At 62.5% G+C, this 18,889-nt stretch carries 13 protein-coding genes and 1 pseudogene; 3 read left to right on the plus strand and 11 right to left on the minus strand.

The genetic code is table 11. The annotated features are described in order from the left end of the window. Nucleotides 1-12 precede the first annotated feature (12 nt). Nucleotides 13-2,478, minus strand: coding sequence for an FAD-dependent oxidoreductase (locus FJ428_RS19600; protein ID WP_140649343.1), 2,466 nt, complete (start codon nucleotides 2,476-2,478; stop codon nucleotides 13-15). After that, the gene (locus FJ428_RS19605) at nucleotides 2,475-4,922 is read right to left on the minus strand and encodes an FAD-dependent oxidoreductase (protein ID WP_140879979.1); all 2,448 of its coding nucleotides are present in this window, start codon (nucleotides 4,920-4,922) and stop codon (nucleotides 2,475-2,477) included. Before FJ428_RS19605 ends, FJ428_RS19600 begins: the two co-directional genes overlap by 4 nt. A 119-nt stretch (nucleotides 4,923-5,041) precedes the next feature. Here FJ428_RS19605 and FJ428_RS19610 point away from each other — a divergent pair, with 119 nt between their 5' ends. After that, nucleotides 5,042-6,019, plus strand: coding sequence for a LysR family transcriptional regulator (locus FJ428_RS19610; RefSeq protein ID WP_140500683.1), 978 nt, complete (start codon nucleotides 5,042-5,044; stop codon nucleotides 6,017-6,019). Nucleotides 6,020-6,116: 97 nt separating this feature from the next. Continuing rightward, on the plus strand, nucleotides 6,117-7,448 hold the full coding sequence (locus FJ428_RS19615) for an aspartate aminotransferase family protein (protein ID WP_140879980.1): 1,332 nt from the start codon (nucleotides 6,117-6,119) through the stop codon (nucleotides 7,446-7,448). 515 nt (nucleotides 7,449-7,963) lie between these two features. Here the strand turns inward: FJ428_RS19615 and FJ428_RS19620 are convergent. Then, nucleotides 7,964-8,278, minus strand: a complete 315-nt coding sequence (locus FJ428_RS19620; protein WP_224519140.1) for an MBL fold metallo-hydrolase — start codon at nucleotides 8,276-8,278, stop codon at nucleotides 7,964-7,966. Nucleotides 8,279-8,341: 63 nt separating this feature from the next. Then, nucleotides 8,342-8,986: a redoxin domain-containing protein gene (locus tag FJ428_RS19625; protein WP_140567197.1), complete on the minus strand. Its 645-nt coding sequence runs from the start codon at nucleotides 8,984-8,986 to the stop codon at nucleotides 8,342-8,344. A gap of 753 nt (nucleotides 8,987-9,739) precedes the next feature. Between FJ428_RS19625 and FJ428_RS19635 the strand changes: the two are divergent. Further along, a pseudogene (locus tag FJ428_RS19635) lies at nucleotides 9,740-11,686 on the plus strand (AI-2E family transporter); the annotation flags it as partial. 336 nt (nucleotides 11,687-12,022) lie between these two features. Here FJ428_RS19635 and FJ428_RS19645 read toward each other — a convergent pair. The 7 genes from FJ428_RS19645 to FJ428_RS19675 form a co-directional block, all read right to left on the minus strand. Then, nucleotides 12,023-12,703 (minus strand): HAD family phosphatase, encoded by a 681-nt coding sequence (locus FJ428_RS19645; protein ID WP_140567202.1) that lies wholly within the window; start codon nucleotides 12,701-12,703, stop codon nucleotides 12,023-12,025. 26 nt (nucleotides 12,704-12,729) lie between these two features. Beyond that, a complete protein-coding gene (locus tag FJ428_RS19650) occupies nucleotides 12,730-13,515 on the minus strand; it encodes an inositol monophosphatase (protein WP_140567204.1) in 786 nt (261 codons plus the stop codon). Continuing rightward, nucleotides 13,512-14,345, minus strand: coding sequence for a phosphodiesterase (locus tag FJ428_RS19655; RefSeq protein ID WP_140558059.1), 834 nt, complete (start codon nucleotides 14,343-14,345; stop codon nucleotides 13,512-13,514). Before FJ428_RS19655 ends, FJ428_RS19650 begins: the two co-directional genes overlap by 4 nt. A gap of 111 nt (nucleotides 14,346-14,456) precedes the next feature. Next, entirely contained in the window at nucleotides 14,457-15,731 is a 1,275-nt protein-coding gene (locus FJ428_RS19660; RefSeq protein WP_140498511.1) for an ABC transporter substrate-binding protein, read from the minus strand. Between the two features lie 120 nt (nucleotides 15,732-15,851). After that, entirely contained in the window at nucleotides 15,852-16,712 is an 861-nt protein-coding gene (locus FJ428_RS19665; RefSeq protein ID WP_140498557.1) for a carbohydrate ABC transporter permease, read from the minus strand. Between the two features lie 29 nt (nucleotides 16,713-16,741). Then, on the minus strand, nucleotides 16,742-17,662 hold the full coding sequence (locus FJ428_RS19670) for a sugar ABC transporter permease (protein WP_140498510.1): 921 nt from the start codon (nucleotides 17,660-17,662) through the stop codon (nucleotides 16,742-16,744). Beyond that, complete coding sequence (locus FJ428_RS19675; RefSeq protein ID WP_140879982.1) at nucleotides 17,659-18,864, minus strand: ABC transporter ATP-binding protein; 1,206 nt, start codon at nucleotides 18,862-18,864, stop codon at nucleotides 17,659-17,661. The genes FJ428_RS19670 and FJ428_RS19675 overlap by 4 nt, the downstream gene beginning before the upstream one ends. Between the last annotated feature and the right edge of the window lie 25 nt (nucleotides 18,865-18,889).

Below are 18,889 nucleotides of genomic sequence, written 5' to 3' on the forward strand. Positions count from 1 at the left end.
TCGTCTCCGTGATCAGGCAGGCATGAAGGCGGCCGGCGCATCGGCCTGAAGGCCGCGCAGCCGCAGATTGTCCGGATCGTAAGGCGCTTTCTTCAGCTCCCGCGCCGTCAGTTCCCTGCCGAGGATCGAGACGGTCAGGCCTTCAGCCGCAACACCGGGTCGCAGATAGGCGAGCGCAACGGTCTTGCCGGTGCGGAAGCCGTGGCTGCCGGAGGTAACGACCCCGACCGGGCGCCCCGCCTGCATCACGGCGTGGGCGTAGAACGGCAGCCTCTCGCCGTCGTCATCGATCTCGAGCAGCAGCATGGACCAGGCGCTTTCGCCGATGCGCTCCAGCATCGCCTCACGGCCGACGAACGTCCGGTTGTCAGTCTTGACCAGCGCACCCAGCCCAGCCTCCAGCGGCGTACGTTCGGTGGTCAGGTCGGCGCCCCAAGCACGATAACCTTTTTCCAACCGCATCGCGTTGAGCGCGTAGATGCCGAACGGACGCAGGTCGAACTGCGTTCCGACCTTGGTGATCGCTTCGTAGAGCTTGCCGAACTGCGCCAACTGAACGTGCAGTTCCCATCCGAGCTCACCGGCATAAGAGACCCGGAGCGCTGCCGTCTTGATGCCGGCCACGCGGATAATCTGCGCGGAAAGCCAGGGGAATGCAGCATTCGATAGATCGGCTTCGCAGATCTTTCCCAAGAGGTCACGGGCACGCGGCCCCATCACGCCGAGCACGCCGCGCCTCTCGGTGACGTTGTCGATCGTCACACCTGGAAAGGCTGCGGCGCGTGAGCGTAGCAGACCTTCGTCATGTCGCTCCGCAAGTGCTGCGCTGGTCAAGTAGAACCCATCGTCGCCGAGTCGGGTCACGGTAAATTCCGACGCCACGCCGCCCTTTGCCGTCAGCGCGTGAATGAGCCCGATGCGGCCGTGACGTTCCGGTGGTCGGTTGGCGCCGAGCGAAGCCATGAAGGCGCTGGCGCCTGGTCCGCCGATCTCGAATTTGGAGAAGGCCGAAAGGTCGATGGCGCCGACGCTGGCCTGCACGTCACGGCACTCGCCGCGCACCGCGTCGAACCAGCCGGGCTTGCGGAAGGTCAGTGGCGGGTCACGGTCGGCGCCGTTGGCAGCGAACCAGTTCGGCCGCTCCCAGCCATAGGCGGCGCCCAGCACTGCCCCCTGGCTTCTCTGAAGTTCGAGCGCCGGCGTCGTGCGGCGCGGGCGGCCGGCCTCGCGTTCCTCGTTGGGATAGTGGATGCCGAATTGCAGGCCGAACCCTTCCACCGCCTTGTCGATGCGATAGTCGCGGTCGGCATAATTGCCGAAGCGGCGTGGGTCGATGGCAAGCGCATCCATTGGCGGTGATCCGTCGACGATCCAGTCGGCGAGAAAGCGACCGGCGCCGCCGCCTTCCATCACGCCCATGCTTGAGCCGGTGAGCAGCCAGGCATTGCCGAGGCCGAATGCCGGACCGACCAGCGGATTGGCATCCGGCGTGAAGGTGATCGGCCCGTTGACCACCGTCTTGATGCCGGCATTGGCGAGTGCCGGGACACGCTCCATCGCCAGCGCGATGATGTGCTCGACCCGATCCAGGTCGGGCGGCAGCAAGTCCATGCCGAATTCTGGTGGCACGCCATCGACCGCCCAGGGGTGAGCCGACTTTTCATAGGGGCCGACGATAAAGCCGTCGCGCTCCTGGCGCAGATACCAGCTTTCTTCCGGATCGCGGATGATCGGCAGTTCCTTGGCGCCGGCGGCGATCCGGTCGGCAATCTCGGGGACGGTATCGGTCACGACATATTGGTGCAGCATCGGCACCACGGGCAGGTCGAGCCCCATCATGGCGCCAATCTCGCGGCACCATGTGCCGGCCGCGTTCACCACATGCTCCGCGACAATGTCACCCTGTTGTGTGCGGACCAGCCACTCGCCCGATGGCTTGCGCTCGATTGCCAGGACCGGATTGTGGCGCACGATCTCGGCGCCGCGCGAGCGCGCGCCGCTGGCCATTGCGTTGGTCGCCAGCGTCGGATCGACATGACCGTCATTGGGCTCGTAGATCGCGCCTATGATGCCGTCGGTATGGCAGAGCGGATAGATCTGCTTGAGCTCATCGGGACTGAGAATGTGGAAGTCATGGCCGACGAACCGGCCAAGCCCCTGCACATGGCGGAATTCGTCCATGCGCTCCGGCGAGCGCGTAATGCGCAATGCGCCGCTTGGGTGGAAACCTGTCGGCAACCCGGTCTCGGCGGTCAGGATTTCGCGATAGAGCCGCACCGAATGCGCGCGCATCTCCATGATCGTCGCATTGTGGGCGAAATGCGTGCAGAGCCCGGCGGCGTGCCAGGTCGAGCCTGCTGTCAGCTCCTGCCTCTCGACGAGCATGACATCGCTCCAGCCGCGCTTGGCCAGGTGATAGAGCAGCGACACGCCCATGGCGCCGCCGCCGATAACGACCACGCGGGCCTGTTGTCTCATGAATTTTCCTCCGCGCTTACGCGCATGCGCGATCCGGTTGGGTCATAGGGTGGCTTGTCGAGTGGGCGCAGCCTGTAGCGCGCACCGGCCACCGCGATCTGGTAGTCGCAGGCAAGCAGCTGCGTTTTCGTCTCGCCTGGATCACAGGCAACGTAGCCCAGGCAAAGGCTGAGCCCCGTGCGAACGCCGAGGCCACCTGACGTCGTCAACCCGGCAAGTTTGCCGTCGCGATAGATCGGTTCGTCATGCAGCAGAAGCGGATTGTCGCCGTCGACGGCGAAATGCATGAGCCGGCGCTTCAGGCCATCGGCCTTCTGCTTCAGCAGGGCATCGCGGCCGATGAAATCATCCCTCTTCCAGGACACCGCGAAGGACAGGCCCGCCTCCAGCGGCGTGTCCTTCGGCCCGATATCATGGCCCCAATGGCGATAGCCCTTTTCCAACCGGCAGCCATCCAGCGCGTAGTGGCCACAAAAGGTCAGGCCATGGGCGCCGCCCGCTGAGACGATCATGGCAAGCAGGCTCTCGCCGTGTTCGACCGGCACATAAAGCTCGAAGCCGAGCTCGCCGACAAAGCTGACTCGGGTCGCCCGCACATTCGCGGTGCCGATGTCGATGCGGCGCGAAGTCGAGAACGGGAAGGCTGCGTCCGAAAGATCGACGTCGGTCAGGCTCTGCAGCAGCGCCCGCGAATTCGGCCCCATGACCCCGAGAACGGCCTCTGCGGACGTGGCGTCGAAGACCGAGACGTTGAGACCAAGATCCTCAGCATGGCGCGCGATCCAGTCAAAATCTTTCTGTCTGGTCGCGGCACCTGAAATAACCCGGAAGCCGTGCTCGTCGACTCGCGTGACCGTCACATCGGCCTCGATGCCGCCGCGTGCGTTGAGCATCTGCGTATAGACGGCGCGGCCTTCGGGCCTGTCGACGTCCCCCGCGCACAGGCTTTGCATCAGCTGGATCGCGTCGCGTCCACGCACATCGATCTTGGTGAAGGGCGAAAGCTCGAACAGGCCAACGCCTTGCGCCATTCGATCGGCTTCGGCCCTGGCCGGGCTCCACCATTTCTGAGCGCCGACGGAATAGCCGCGCGTCTCCGTGCCGCCGAACCAGAGCGGTCGCTCCCAGCCGGTCGGCGCGCCGAACACAGCACCCGCTTCGGCGAACGTACGGTGAAAGGCGGAACGCCGCACGTCGCGCCCGGCGGCGGCCTGCTTGTAAGGCCAATGCATGCGGAAGAGGTCGGCAACCGCTTCCTCCATCCTGGCGCCGACGAAAGAGCGCGCCGCGGCGGCGCGGTCGAAGCGGGCGATGTCAAGCGCCCACAGATCGAGGCTGGGCTCGCCGTCGACGATCCATTCGGCCATGGCCTTGCCGGCGCCGGCCGACGACATCATGCCTGTCGAGTTGAAGCCGGCGGCGACATAGAAGCCGCGCAGATAGGGCGACTCGCCCATCAGCGGCCGCGTGTCGGGGGTAAAACTCTCCGGGCCATTCATGAAGTGCCTGATGCCGGTCTGCGACAGCGCCGGCAGGAGTTTCAGTCCGGCCGACATGAAAGGCTCGAACTGCTCCCAATCCTCGGGCAGTTCGAGGAATGGCCTGTCGCCAACCGGTCCGCGAACGTCGAAGAGCTTGGCGTTCGGCTCGAAGCCGCCCAGCACCAGCTTGCCCGAATCACCCTTGATGTAGATGCCTTCGTCGAGGTCGCGCAGGATGGGAAACGGATCCTGCAGGCCGGCGATCGGCTCCGTCACGACATACATGTGCTCGACGGCCTGCAGCGGCACAGGAACGCCGGCGAGCGCGCCGATATCGCGCGCCCAGGCGCCGGCACAGTTGACGACGGTCTCGCAATCGATGGTGGCGCCGGAGGCCAGCTTGACGCCAACGACCCGGCCGTTGCGGGTCACGATGCCCGAACAGGCTAACCCCTCGAGGATGCGGATACCGGCGGCGCGGGCCCGTTTTGCATAGGCCGCACAGATATCAACTGGATTGGCCTGGCCGTCTTCCTCGACCCACAGCGCGCCCTCGACGCCATCGGTGACGATGCCGCGCACGTGCTCGGCCACGCCCGCCTGATCGACAATCCCAACGGTGAGGCCGCAGACATCGCCCAAATGCGCGATGCGCTTCAGTTCGTCCATGCGCTCCGCACGTCGCGCCAGCCACAGGCCGCCGGTGCGGCGGTAGCCGGACGCCTGGCCCGTCAGTTCCTCGAGGCGTGGAAACAGCTCGGTCGCATATTGCGCCAGCCTTGTCAGATTGAGGCTGGCGCGTAACGGACCGACGATTCCGGCGGCGTGCCAGGATGTGCCGCTGGTCAGTTGGTGGCGCTCCAGAAGGACGACATCGCTCACGCCCAGTTCGGCAAGGTGATAGGCTATGCCGAGGCCAATGACACCACCGCCAATGATCACGATGCGTGCGCTGCCATTCACCTTGTGGGATACCTTCGCTGGATTGGAACAGCGCGATCTTTTCCCGCTAAACCACTTGCGCTCAACCCAAATTTCGCAACATTAGGAAAACTTATGATGCTTCACGGGCGGAGTTGCGGGTGAAGAGCGGCAGTTTCGATTTCAACCTTTTCCGATCGATCGAGGTTTTCGTCGCCATCGTCGAGACCAGGCACGTCACCCAGGCGGCACAGATGCTGGGCATGACGCAATCGGCCGCTTCGCAGCATCTGAAGAACCTGGAAAGCGCGCTCGGCGTCAGCCTGATCGATCGCAATTTGCGGCCGATCGAGCTCACCAAAGCCGGCATCGCGCTGCATCGCCGCGCCGTTGCCATACTGGCCGAGGTCGAGGGCCTGCGCACCGACGCGCGGCGCGTCAATGCAGCACCGCTGCCGCTGTTGCGCATCGCGCTTCTGGCGTCGATCGCGACAACGCTGGCGCCGGCGCTTTCGGTCCTTGCCCGCAAGGGTTTCGGCATTCCCGAGCTCAGCCTGTTCGCGGGTTTGGCGACCGACCACGTCGCCTTGCTGCGGGCCCGCCGCGCCGACCTCGCCGTCACCTCCGGCGAGCTGTTCGAGATTGAGGGACTGACACGTTATCCTGTGATGACCGAAAAATTCCTGCTGGTGACGCCAAAGGGTTTTGCCGGCGATGTCGGTGACATCGTCAAGCTCTCCAAGAAGCTCGCCTTCGTGCGCTTCTCGCGCGAGACGCCGGTTGGCCTGCGCGTCGACCAGCATCTGAGCCGCCTGCGCATCGAGATCCCGCGTGCTATGGAAGGTGACCGCTCCAGCGTGGTGATGGCGCCGGTCGCGGCCGGCATGGGCTTTGCGATCCTGACGCCGACCCTGCTCATCGACGGGCTGGCGGAGGGTATGGAGATTGACGTCCATCCCTTGCCGTTCACCGGGCTGTCGCGCAACATCCTTCTGGTCGCGCGCGAGCGGGAGCTCGGAAACCTCCCCGAGGCTTTCGCCACGCGTACCGCGGAAGTGCTGACCAACGCGATCAGCACCCGCCTGCCTGGCCTTCCCGCCGACTGCTATGCCGTCGATCGCCCCTCGTCGCATGACTAATCAACTCCATCAGTTATCCTGATAAGGAGGTTTGGCGGTGTGCGCGCCGCGCATTCCGTGTTTTCAATCCAGGAGTTCGCAACACGGGAGACACGGCATGAACGCTCCGCACGTCCATTCCAACCTGGACATCGACTGGTCGACCGAGGCCATCGTCGATCGGCGGAACCGCTTCTATTCGGCCACGCAGCGCAAGTTCGTACCTTACAAGGACCCGCTGATCCTCAAGCGCGGCAAGGGCCAGTATGTCTGGGACGAGAAGGATCGTAAATACATCGACCTGCTCGGCATGAACCTTTGCATCTCGGTCGGCCACGCGCATCCGCAGGTGGTCAAGGCGGCCACCGAGCAACTGGCGGAACTGACGCATTGCACGACGATGTTCTACCACCCGGTTCCGGCTCAGTACGCGGAGGAACTGGTGGCAACGATGCCGGCCGGTCACGATTGGGTCGTACATTTCACCAACAGCGGGGCCGAAGCGATCGATCTTGCGCTGCTGATGGCGCGCTCGCATACCGGCAACATCGACATGCTGGCGCTTGCCTCGAGCTATCACGGCGCCACTTTCGGCGCGCAGTCGGTGACCGGGATAGCGGGTTTTCGCCATCCCGTGCCCCAGCTTGGCGGGGTCACTTTCGTGGCCGAGCCCAACCAGTATCGCGGCATTCATGGCGAAGGCTTGCAGCCCTATCTCGACGAGGTCGAGCGCGCCATAGCGAGTTCAACCAGCGGCGGGCTGGCCGGCATGATTATCGAGCCGGTGCAGGGCTATGGCGGCATCGTGCCGATGCCGCCGGGCTACATTGCCGGCGCTGTCGAGCGTGTCCGCGCGGCCGGCGGTCTCTGTATCATTGATGAAGTGCAATCCGGTGTCGCCCGAACCGGCGATGCCTTCTGGGCGTTTGAATCCCATGGCATTGTGCCCGATATCGTCGTCGTCGCCAAAGGTGTGGGCAACGGCATCCCGCTCGGCGCGGTCATCGCCAAGCGAGATGTCGCTGAATCCATGGCCGATAAATTTCTGTTCCACACCTATGGCGCCAATCCGGTGGCATGCGCGGCCGGCCGAGCCGTGCTAAAGGTCATAAAAGAGGAACGACTCCAGGAGAACGCCCGGGATGTCGGCGCGGTGCTCAAGGGTCGCCTTAACGACATGAAGGAGCGCTTTCCAATCATCGGCGATATCAGGGGCCGTGGGCTTATGCTTGCGATCGAACTCGTCAAGGACGGCGCGACGAAAGAGCCGGCGCCGGAGGAGACGCTCGCCATTTTCGAGGAAACGCGCCGCAACGGGCTCGTCGCCAGCCGCTCGGGACCGTACCGCAATGTCATCCGCATGTGTCCGCCGCTTTGCTTGGCAATGTCCGATATCGAGGACGTCGTCGACCGCTTCGAAAAAAGCTTTACGGCGTTGAGCGGTCGATAACGGTTACGGCGCTCGGAAGGGTCCGGATCTTCGGCAGCGGCTGAGCAGACGGGGAGAATCATCCGGAAAACGCCGAGCCCAAACCGGCTCTGTCAACGTCCGGAGGCTGAGCTGTCAGCAACATGCTCGTTGGATTGAGGTCAGCCTCCTATTAGCGAGGGCAGGAGCTGCCAGTCCGCTTGCGGCCCATTTCGGTCATTCACTACCAGGGAGTTTCTGGCGACCTGCGGCGGCGATATCTCGAAGCTTGTAATTAGTCGCGTTCATCGTCCTTAGGTTCACTAGACCACACGAGAGAGCCATCCGCTAACGTTTGACTTCCTGTAGAAAACGGTGACCCTCCGGGCCTACCAATTTCATGTGGGATAATCAGCATTCGGCCCAGCACAGGGAAGCGGGTAGCAGGACACCGAGGTGTCGATATAGTGCGAGGATCGTGCCCTGGCTCCGACACTCGCCTGCGGTCCGTTAGTTCGCCGAGAATGTACTACCTATTGTGATACAAATTGGGCTTTTTAACGAAAAAAGTATAATGAAAACGATGTCTTGGTGAGGGTGTCGATCCCAGCCAACGGTACCATCGGCTTTCCTCTAAACAACTGATTTTGCTCACCGTGGACTTCCGGGCTTGCGCTGTAAAGCGACAGTCTGCTCAGGCTGTCGAAACCGCCGAAGTGATCCATGTGCATATGCGTCACGAAGACGTGCGAGATTCGCAGGATTTCGCGCAGCGAAAGCGTCGAAAGCTCTCCGAGATAGAAAAGGATGGCCCTGTTGCGGAAGCGGAAATCCAGTAGCAGGCCCGGATCGGAAAAAGGTTCGTTTACCAAGCGCGGCTGGACAAAAAGCGTGACTGGGAGAAGACCGCCGCGAGCGATGCTGGCTTCCTCCGTTCAGCTTCTCTTTGCCCGACCGGCATATTGGTCGACCGCGCCGGCCATCTGGAGCATGAGTGTGTCCATGGAGATGGAATTCCCGCCATAGGGGTAGAAGTCGGATTTATCGCCTTTCTTCCATTTCTCCCGCAGCTCGGGTTCGGTGATGTCCCAGTCGCGATAGGTCCTTCGCGCCAGTTCGCGCAGTTCTGCGTGCAATTCGGCGGTGGAGGGGCGGCCCCAGTAATAGTAACCGTTGTAGACCTTGAAGACTTCGAGGTCCCGCCCGAGCACGATCGTGTGCGGGATCATCACGTCGTGCGTGGTGTCGGTGTATTCCTTGATGTCCAGGTCCTTCTGCACGAGCCGTTCCTCGTCATAAAGAAAGGGCCAGGGCGCGGAGGTCTGCTGGCGGTAGTTGTTGGTCGTATGCCAATCATCCGTGGTGATCGTGACGAGCTGTGTGTAGCCGACGACCAATTGCGAGTGAAACCGCACCAGTTCGAGCATTTGCTGCCGGTCTTTCGGACAGAAGAACCCACGCGTCAGCATCACGATCATCAGCTGGTCGCCCTGCAGGTCCGACAGCCGCCGTGGTGTCTTGGTGTGGTCGGGAAGAACGTAGTCGGGGAAGTTCGCGCCAGCCACAATGTCTTGTCTCATTTTCAGTCGCTCCCATCGATCCGGTTCTGTAACTCCCGAACAAAAGACTCCCCCCCATGTTCCTTGATTCCAGGCAAGCCGATATGACGGCCGTCTGCCGTCGAACCGGCGACCCCATCGAGAGCGCATCCAAGTCGAGTTCGCCATCGACGATCGGCTTGCCGCCCTTTTCCAAACTCGAGCTTCGACCGGTTTTCGGTGCCTGCTTTTGAGTTCGTCAATCACTCCCTTGATCATCGCTAAACGGATTTCCGCGTAACCGCCGTGTAGCGCGTGATGGCACCCTCGTCGGGATCCTCTCGCTGAAAATGCACGGTAGCGTCGGCTGCGGCCGACAATCCGCCGCTTTCAAAGTGTCGGCTCGGGAGAACGTGTTGTAACCCGGCAAAACCGCAGCGCTGATCCGTTCAGCGAATTCCGCTGGCCAGTCACCAGGCCGAAATACGGACGCGCCGGTCACGCCATGCGTGATGACCTTGGTCATTGCCAGCCGGGTAGGAAGCACGCCGCCAAAGAAATCTTTTGGGCCTGCGAGGGACGCCGCGGATGTTCCGATGATCCACACCTTTGGGCTACATGCCCTGCAAAAGTTCGAGATCATCACACATGCGGTGTAACGAACCAGGTCATTGGCCAGAAGCTGAGGAGGTGCCAGTATATGGACCAGCGCACGCTTTGCGCGGTTAGGCCATGGCCGTCCTCTAAATCGCGAGATTGCAGATAGGTCCCATCATGCCCCCTGCTTTTATGACATCGAAGTTGGCAACCGTCGTGGCGATGATTGCTACCGTCGCCATTCTTTACGTCGCCAAGGAGGTCCTGCTGCCATTGGCAATAGCGGTCCTTCTCACATTTGCGTTGGCGCCGATTGTTTCTTTGCTCCGAAAGTTGAAGCTGCCGCGAATGATCGCTGTGCTTGGCGCGGTTGCATCGGCCTTCGTCCTCGTGTCGCTGTTCAGCCTGATCGTTGCCACGCAGGTGAGCCAGGTCGCGCAGGACATTCCGACATACCAATCCAACATCCTCGAGAAGATTCGGACTTTGAAAGAAACAGGATCCGAAGACGGCCTTATCAGCCGGCTCGGCAAGGTGTTCGAGCGCGTCAACACTGAGATAAACAAATCCCAATCCAGCGGGCAGGCAGATGTGGAGCAAACCACGAAGCAGCAGGATCCGCTTCTGGTTCAGATATTCTCGCCCCAGCGTCCGATAGAGACGCTGAGGAACATTATCGAGCCGCTGATCGGACCACTCGCCACGACCGGCCTTGTCATCATCGTGGTGATTTTCATGCTGCTCGAGCGTGAAGAATTGCGGGATCGATTCATCCGCCTTGTGGGCTACAGCGATCTCCATCGCACGACCCAGGCATTGCAGGATGCAGGCAGTCGCGTCGGACAATATCTGCTCATGCAATTGGTCGTGAACATCGTTTACGGCGTGCCCCTTGCGATAGGTCTTTGGTTTCTTGGCATTCCCAATGCCCTGCTATGGGGCATGTTGGCCGTTGTCTTGCGTTTCGTACCCTTTATCGGTCCGGTTATCGCGGCGGTGATACCTTTGTTTCTTGCCTTCGCAGTGGCTCCCGGCTGGAGCTTACTGGTATGGACTGGCGCTCTCTTCATCTTGGCAGAGCTCGTAATCAGCAACATCGTCGAGCCCTGGCTTTACGGCTCGCACACGGGCCTCTCGCCGCTGGCGATCATCGTAGCCGCCGTTTTCTGGGCTTGGCTATGGGGCCCGGTCGGCTTGGTGCTGTCGACGCCGTTGACCGTCTGCCTTGTCGTGCTTGGACGGCACGTGCCCCAGTTCGAATTCCTGCAGATCCTGTTTGGCGATGAGCCGGTGCTTGACCCGAAGGAGCGTCTGTACCAGCGGCTTCTTGCCGACGATATCGACGAAGCCACCGACAACGCGGAAGAAATGCTCGAGGAGAAATACCTGATCGAGTTCCACAGCACGGTTGCGATTCCGGCGTTGCTGCTTGGTGAACAGGACCGGGCTCGGGGCGCACTGACGGCAAGTCAGTTGGCGAACCTTGCCGAAAACGCCCGCACCCTGGTGGCCAACCTCAACGAGATCGCCGCGGAGGAAGAAGAAGAGGAAGAAGACGAGCACGCGGAAAAAGAAGGCGCGAGCGCGGATCCGGGCGAAGAGGATGAGGATCAAGCCGAGTTTGCGCCTGATCTCCCGGATGGTGCTGGGAAGTCAGTGCTGTGTATCGGCGGGCGCGGAGACCTCGACGATGTGGCCGCTGCGATGCTCGCGCAGGTCATTTCGATCGAGGGTGCGGATTGCGTGGCCGCGAGCCACCGTGACCTCCTCCCCGCGCGGATCCGGAAACTTCCGCTTGAAGCTCGCGACGCAGTCGTCGTGGGCTTCCTCAACCGCGATTCGTTCAAACACGCGGTGTTCGTCGTGAGGCGCTTGAGGCGACTCGCACCGCGTGCACGCATCGGAATCGCGCTCTGGCACGACACCCATGACAAGCCCAGGGAGGATGCGGCGGGCCTCGCCGAGCAATTGGAAGCGGACTTTGTTGCGTTCAACGTGGTCGACTGCGTGACGGGTGCGCTTTCAAACGAAGAACCGCGTCAAGTGAAAAAGAGAAAGCAAAGAAATCTAAGGCGGCCTCGCGCTCGTCAGGGCGTGGCGGCGACGGTGCAATTGGACGATTCGTTGGCTCAGCCGGTGCGGTGATCGTCAACGGCACGGCCTCTTTTTGGACCAACTTCGGCTGCTGGTGCTGCTAGTCTTCCGTGCGGCTGACGTCGTGCGAAGCAGAGCCAGGGCAGCAATGTCCCGCCGTTCCCACCTCAAGTCCATTGATCCGAGAAGCCACTACAGGATCGCCGCCGCACTCTCCGCTCCCGTCTGACGCCACGGCCAAGTCGAGAGGATGAATCGGACCATCAAGGATGCGACTGTCAGGCGCTTCTACTACGAGAGCCACGGCGACGCGGCGCTTTCGAGGGTGTCGAGCAGGAAAGGGCGGTGCCGGATTATCTGCTGCCTGGCTTTCGCTGGGCCTGAAATCTAAACGGAGACGGGTGCGATCAACTCCAGAGAAACGAGTTCGCGCGCGACTTCGTCCCAGTCGGCGCAGATGGTTCGGGCGCCGGCCACGCGCAGTTTCTCGGCATGCCCCGGATAGGTGTGGCCGCCGCCGATGAAGCCGATCGCCGTCATGCCGGCGGCGACTGCGCCCTGCACGCCGAAAGGCGAGTCCTCGACAACCGCGCAGTGCTTCGGTTCGATACTCATCTGATCCGCGGCGAACAGGAAGATGTCGGGGGCGGGCTTCCCGCGCGCGACCATTGACGATGAGAATATGTTCTCGCCGAAGAATCTCGCGAGCCCTGTGACCGAAAGGCTGTGATGTATCCGCTCCAGCGAGGAGGATGAGGCGACGCAGCGGGGATTGGACAGCTGTTCAAGGAAGGGCTTCAGGCCCGCCATCGGCTGCAGACTTTCGGTGAAGAGCGCTTTCACCTCGTCCCATAAATCCGTGGTCTGATGCTCCTCAAGACGATGGCCGGTCGTGAGTCTGATGCGCTCCAGGATGTCGGTCTGCTTCATGCCGACGCATTGCAGGACCGCCTGCGGGTCGAGTTCCATGCCGTGTTTCGAATAGACCCGCCCGTAGGCAAGCGCCGCCAGCGGTTCGCTGTCGACCAGCACGCCGTCGCAGTCGAATATGATCAATGTGTCTTGCATGCTCGCTCCGGTTTGCGCGCCAGGTGTCACAGGCCGCGTAGCGCTTCAAGAAGTTCGTCGTGAATGAGCCCGTTCGAGCCGACCTTCTGCGTGTCCTCGTCTGTGGAGTCGACACCTGAAAGCGTGGTGACCTTGCCTCCTGCTGCGCGTAGCAGCGGCATGGCAGCCGCGTAGGACACGACGTCGGCCTTGATCGAAACCGCCGCATCGAGCTGGCCGGCAGCGACCATCGAATATTCAAAGGCCCCTGAGACGATAACGCGCACGCCGCGCGCGCCGACGCCGAGCCGCCGCACGATCTCTGCGGTGCGCGCCACCTCCTCGGCCGAAAAGTGCGACGTCAGCACGACGGCAATGACCGCATCGGCCAGTCTTGCAGTTGTCGACACATTGGCCGTCTTGCCGTTGACGGTCGCGATCCCCTCGCTGGTGTAGTGCGCCTCGAAGCCGGCGGCGGGCGCGACGGTCAGGCCGACCTTCGTCACACTCTGCTCCTGATAGGCCATGGTGACGGAGAACCACGGCAGGCCGGACGCGTAGTTTATCGTGCCGTCGAGCGGGTCGACGATCCAGCGGCTTTCGCCCAAGATTCCCGTCGTGCCGGCTTCTTCCGACAGGATGGAAGCTTGCGGTGTAAGCGCGCGCAGCCCGTCGATGACAATGCGCTCCGAAGCGAGATCGGCGGCGGTGACAATGTCCAGCCCTTCCTTGCGCGTGACGTCGAGGCGCTCCTCGCGCATCGACATCAACGTCGCGGCTGCCTTGCGTGCGATGGCATCGGCGTCTTTCAGGATTTGACGGTAGTCGCTCATGTCTCGTTTTTCCCGGGGTAGTCGACATCGGTGATGAAATCGTGGGCGGGGCCGAAATCGCCGATCGGGACGACGTGCGAAACGACACCGGTCTGCGGCGACCAGGCGTGCAGGGCGAAGGCCGGCGGTTCGAAGATGAAGCGATTGGGCTCGCCCGGACGAAGATCGAGCGCGACCTGGTGCGCGACGCCCGGCGCGACGAAGCCGACCGTGCCGGCAAAGCGCGTGGTGATGGGCCGGTGATAGTGCCCGCAGGCCACACGCTCGATTTCGGCGTGGGACCTGATCATGTCGCGGAAGCCGTCGCCGACGACGCACATCATGATGTCCATGCCGTGCACGCCGACGGGAAAGGGCGGATGGTGCATGAAGACGAAGGTCGGGCGGCCGTCGCCCTCGGCGAGACGCTCACCGAGCCAGGCTTCGCGCCGCTCGCAGATCGCACCACCGTCCTCGCCCGGCTGCACCGTGTCCAGCCCGATAAGGCGGACCGGAAGGTCCTCGATCGTATAATGCAGGAAATCCGGCGACTGGCTCAGATAGGGGAATTTCGGCGCCATCACCTCGCGCATTGTCTCACGCCGGTCGTGGTTGCCAGGAATGACGAAGACGGGCATGGGCAGGGCCGACAGCATGTCGGCGACCAGCGCATACTCTTCCGGGCGACCGCAATCGGCGAGATCGCCGGTGACGAGGACGCAATCGGGCGCCGGATCGAGCGCGGCGACGGTCGCGATGGCGCGACGAGTCATGGTGTTGGTCTGGAGACCCTCATAGGCCATCTGGCCGTCGGGTCGGATATGAAAATCGCTGATCTGTGCAATGAGCATCGGGAGGTCCGGCAGTGTGAAGGGAGGGCTGACACAAGAAGGGCGCCACATCGGCGCCACCTTAAAAAGGGCGCGCCAGCCGAAGCCGGCCGGCGCGCGTGGCATGGCGACTTATTTCATGAGTGCCTGTGTTTCGGAGACGAGGCTGTCGAGCCCGTCCTTGATGGATACGTCGCCGCTCATGACCTTGCTGATGATCTCGCGCTGGGTGCGCCAGATGCGGACCGTGTTGCCCGCCGAATAGCCGGGCCACGGGCGCGACAGTGCCATCTGCTTGGCAACGGTGGCGTAATTCGGGTTCGCTTCGTAGAACGGGCCGAGATAGTCGGTCCCGGTGGCGGCCTTGTTGGTCGGGAGGTAGCCGCTCATCTTCACGACCTGCTCCTGCGCCTTGGGGCCGGTGACGAATTTAAGGAATTCCCAGGCCGCCTTCTGCTTTGCCGGGTCGGAGGCAGTGATCACCGCCGCGTTGCCGCCTGTGGGCAGGCCACCCTTTTCCTTGTCGTCGACCGGGAAGACCGCGGTACGCAGCTTGAATCGGTCGCCGATCAGTTCGGTATCCTGGCTGAGACGGGCAGGCGTATCGAAGAAGATGCCAATCTGGCCGGCGATAAAGGCCTGGCGCGACTGATCCCAGTCGATCAACGGCATGCCGGCATCGGTGACGAAGCTGCGGAAATATTCCAGCGCCTTCAGGCCGTGCTCGTCGCCGAAGGCCACTTTGCCGTCCTTGGTCAGCTCGCCCCCACCTTGCATCAACATGGCGTCCCAGAGCCATTCGTCGGGCCAGTCATGAATATTGTAGGCGAGGCCGGCGATGCCGGAACCGGTGGCCTTGATCTTCTTGGCGAGTTCCATAATGCCCGGCCAGTCGGTAGGCATGTTGTCGGGATCGCCGCCGGCCTTTTTAACCAGGTCGGCATTGTAGAACATGATCGGCATGGAAGCGTTGAAGGCCAGTCCGTAGAGCTTGCCGTCCACCCGGCCGAGGTCGAGAATGTTGCCGGCGTAGTTGGCGTCGCGCCATTCCTTCGACTCAGCGTCCATCATCGTGCCGAGGTCCAATATCTGGTTGCGCGCCTTCAGCTTGCCGACCAATTCATGCAGGACGTGATAGCCCGAATAATAGACGTCGGGCAGGTTGTTGGTGATGGAGGCCCGCAGCATGGCTTGGTGGCCTTCGTCGTAGCTGGCCGCCGGCGCGCGGAACTGGATCTTGATGTCGGGATGTTCCTTCATGAATTCCGCGGCCAGCGGCTCATGGAACTTCGCGAAGGCCGGGAATGCGTAGTAGACGTCGAGCGTCACGGGAGACTGGGCCAGCGCTGTCGACGCCGCTCCCAGCAATACGGCCGAGGCCGCGATGATCTTTGACAGGAATTTCATTAAGGCTTTCCTCCGGTTATGCGATTTGCCCGATGCTCTTGAGGCGATGATGCCGCCTTGCCCCGCGAAAGGTGTGGGGGAACGGCGCGACCGGGCTTCTAGCCGCGCCAGTTGTCAGTTTTATTTCACGCCGGTCATCGTGACGCCCTCGATGAAGCGGCGGCGTGCGAACAGGAACGCGAGCAGCAGAGGCGCGGTCAGGATGGTCGCGGCGGCCGTCAGTGCGCCGTAGTTGGTGCCGGCTTCGGCGTCCGAGAAGAACATCATGCCGAGCGGCGGCGGCGCCAGGTTGACGTCGGATATGACGATTAGCGGCCAGTAGAGGTCGTTCCAGTGCGCGACGAAGGAAAACACCGCGAAGGCGGCGATCGCCGGCATGGCGCTGGGCGTGACGATGCGCCACACGATCTCGAACTCGCTCATCCCGTCGAGCCGCGCGGCATGAATGATGTCGTCGGGGAAGGAACGGAAAAACTGCCTGAACAGGAAGATCGCGAAGACTGAGAGGAAGAAGGGCACCATCATGGCGAAATAGGTATTCAGCAGGTCCATCTTCGCCAGCGCGATGTAGATCGGCAGCGCCGGCACCTGTTCGGGCACGCATAGGCCGAGCAGGACGAGGACGAAAAGCAGGTTGCGGCCCGGGAACTTCAGCTTGGCCAACGCGTAGGCGCATGGGATGGCGACCAGAAGCTGGATGATGAGGATGCCGCCGCACACTATGACGCCGTTGAGAGCGAAGCGCAGCAGCGGCGCGCTGGTCAGCGCCATCGCATAATTCTCGAAGCCGTAGAAATGCTTCGGCCAGATCCTGAGCTGGGCGTTGAACACCTCTTCCGGCGGCTTGATCGAGGTCACCAGCATCCACAGGAAAGGCAGGAGAATGAACGCCGCGCCGGTGATCAGGATGCCGTGAGTGATGAACAGAGAGGCGAAGCGTCGGCCGGCGGAGCCAGCTGGTGTGGTTGTTGTGCCCCCCATCGCGGGAGCAGTGATGGTTGTGTCGGTCATCAGTAATGCACCCTGCGGTCCATGACGACGGTCTGGAGGATCGAGAAGACCAGAATGAAAATGAGGAAGATGAAGGTGAGGACCGACGCATACGCCATGCGGAAGTACTGGAAGCCTTCGAGGTAGACTTTGTAGAGCAGGACCTCGGTCGATCCCACCGGACCGCCATGGGTCAGCACCGCCACCGTGTCGAACACCTTGAAGGCGGTGATCGAACTGGTGACGATGACGAACATAGTCGTCGGTCCCAGCAGCGGCCACGTGATCGTCAGGAAGCGGTCGATTTCGCCGCCGCAGCCGTCGATCTCGGCGGCTTCGTAGAGGTCCTTTGGAATGGTCGAGAGGCCGGCCAGAAACAGGATCATATTGAAGCCGACCAGTTGCCAGATGCCGATCACGGCAAGCGTCGGCAGCGCCAGCGAGGGATTGCTCAGGAAGGCGACCTCGCCGATGCCGAGCCAGCGCAGCACCGCGCTCACCGGGCCGAGGCTGGGGTGCAGCAGGAACTGCCACACCGTCGCCATGGCGATGAAGGTCGAGGTCACAGGCAGGAAGTAGATGATTTCGTAGAGCGAGCGGGTGCGCTTGCGGCGGTGAACGAGGACGGCGACGAGCAGCGACAGGATCACCGAGCCGGGCAGGACGATCGCGACGTAGACGAGCGTGTTCTTGAGTGCGCGGCGGAATTCCGGATCGGTCAGCGCGTCGGTGATGTTTTGCAGGCCGACATAATGGACATCGACCTCGCCGAGCTCGTAGTCGGTGAAACTGAGATAACCGAGCACGCCGAGCGGCACGAGAATCGTCAGCACCAGCAAAAGCAGGGCAGGCAGCGCGAAGCCGCCGGCGACCAGCCTCTCGATGAAGGCCTGCCGGGCACCGGGCCGGGCGGGCGGAGCGGGGACCGCGGTCAGGCTCATGATGCGCGCGCTCCCTCTGCGAGGCGCAGCTTTCCCTTGGCGGCGGTGGCCGCGTCTTGGGAAACTTGGGGTTCCACGCGGTTTCCGGCGGCATCGAAGACATGGCAGGCCGAGGGATGGAACAAGAGTTCGGTGTTCTCGACCTCACCGTCCGGCACGCCCGCGCCTATGCGCGAGGTCACCAAAATCCCAGGGAGCGAGGGAACATCGAAATGCAGGATCTTCTCGGAGCCGAGATGCTCGCTGCGCCGCAGCTTCGCCGGAAGCGGGACCTGGTCCGCCGACTGGCCCGAGACCGCGCCGGGCAGGATCATTTCCGGGCGGACGCCGATCGTCGCTTTCTCTCCGGCGGGGAGGGCGGTGCCGATCGGCAGAGGCTTTCCGAGCAATTCCAGCCGCCCACCGACCCCCACCGTCACGGGAATCAGGTTGATCGTCGGGCTGCCGATGAACTGGGCGACCTGGACGTTGGCCGGCCTGTCGTAGAGTTCGTCGGGCGCGCCGAGTTGAAGGATGTCTCCGCCTTCCATCATGGCGACCCGGCTTGACATAGTCATCGCCTCGACCTGGTCGTGCGTGACGTAGACGAATGTCGCGCCGAGTCTCTGGTGAAGCTCGGCCAGCTCGCTACGCATGTGGACGCGCAGCTTGGCGTCGAGGTTAGAAAGTGGCTCGTCCATCAGGAAAGCGGCGGGCTGGCGCACCATGGCGCGACCGAGCGCGACGCGCTGACGCTGGCCGCCGGAGAGCTGGGCGGGCTTGCGCTCTAAAAGAGGTTCAATCTGAAGTTGCGCCGCGATGCCCCTGACCTGCTTGCCGATCTCCTGCATCACCTTGCGGCGCCGGGACGAGAGTAGCCGGACGAGCGGCAGGCGCTCGTAGAGGCTAAGCCCGGTCATCGTCAGGGGCAGGGCCATGTTGTTGAAGACGGACATGTGCGGGTAGAGCGCGTAGCTCTGGAACACCATGGCGATGCGCCGCTCATGCGGCCTCAGATGATCGATCGGCGCGCCATCGACGAGGATCGAGCCCGAGGTTTGCGGCTCGAGGCCGGCGATGATGCGGATGAGCGTCGATTTTCCGCAGCCGGAGGGACCGACAAGCGTCAGGAACTCGCCATCGTTGATGGACAGGTTGATGTCTTTGAGAACCCGGTGGGGCCCGAAGGACTTCGAAAGGTTCTTTATTTCCACTGCAGCCACTGGGGTTGCTCCGTTTCGCGAACAA

The sequence above is a fragment of the Mesorhizobium sp. B2-8-1 genome (assembly GCF_006440955.1).
Lineage (GTDB): Bacteria > Pseudomonadota > Alphaproteobacteria > Rhizobiales > Rhizobiaceae > Mesorhizobium.